2 protein-coding genes are annotated in these 1,031 nt (G+C 40.3%); both read right to left on the reverse strand.

The annotated features are described in order from the left end of the window. Window positions 1-212: 212 nt before the first annotated feature. A complete protein-coding gene (locus O9332_RS03540; RefSeq protein ID WP_008199295.1) occupies window positions 213-437 on the reverse strand; it encodes a DUF433 domain-containing protein in 225 nt (74 codons plus the stop codon). 148 nt (window positions 438-585) lie between these two features. Then, on the reverse strand, window positions 586-870 hold the full coding sequence (locus O9332_RS03545) for a hypothetical protein (RefSeq protein WP_288023654.1): 285 nt from the start codon (window positions 868-870) through the stop codon (window positions 586-588). Window positions 871-1,031: the final 161 nt, after the last annotated feature.

Genomic DNA, 1,031 nt, shown 5'->3' on the forward strand with positions numbered 1-1,031 from the left:
TTGGAGGGATCGGGGGTAAAATTCAGGTACTTTTTCCCTGAAAATTAGGTAACTGACTACCTCAAAATCGGTAAAACCCTACACCCCACACCCCACACCCCACACCCTGCCCCCACCAACAAACTTTTTCAGCAGACCCTACCTAAAAATGATCGGTAAAGATGGAGTGAAGAGGATTTTAGCTGGTAAATTTTCATCGAAGAAAAAACCATTCATGCAATTTTTCTGACTTCATAGTGATTCGCCATCAATCTTGCTGCAAATTGCATACAGGCATAAATATCTTCTCGATTCAGAGAAGGATATTCTTCAAGGACTTCTTCAATAGAATCCCCTGCTCCCAAAAATTCCATAACTGTTTGCACAGGAATTCGGGTTCCAGCTATAACAGGTCTTCCATTACAAATATCTGGATGGATATGGATACGACTTTCCATTAAGGTTTTGTTACCTCTTTGATGATTTAAAGTAAGCTTATTATACCCTTTCATAGTAACAGATAAGGATGTTGGGTTTCCTTAAAATTGATCGCTGCAGCGGTAGGACCCGCATCAGGGAACGCACCCTACCAGAGCAGCGATCATACTATTCCCAAGTTAGAGTTATACCTTCTAGTTTACATACTCTCTGAATAGTTTCTAGTTTACTCTCAGTCAATTTCCCAAATAGGTGAACTCTCATTTTATGCTTGGGATAATACTGTCCATAACTCTTTATTTGCCCGATCGCTGATTTCCAGCCTTTTGTATTTTTAACTTCAATTATTTCTGTATTAGTTAAGACATCTATTCTACCTACCTTATCAATGTAAACCTCGGTTTTTCCTCCTAATTCCCCAGCCAGTTTGTCCCGATACCAAGCCTCTGTCACCTTTACAGGAGTATTTATCTCCGCAACATCTCAATAAATGCTGGTAAGGAAGCCGAAGTCAACCTAGAAAATGAACCCGCACTCGTGAGAAAGCATCGACTTAGGTTGCACTGAGGAAGAAAATCTGCTTTAACTAAGGATATGCTTCTTCCCATCGAGAG

Source organism: Microcystis sp. LE19-10.1B, assembly GCF_027530565.1.
Lineage (GTDB): Bacteria > Cyanobacteriota > Cyanobacteriia > Cyanobacteriales > Microcystaceae > Microcystis > Microcystis aeruginosa.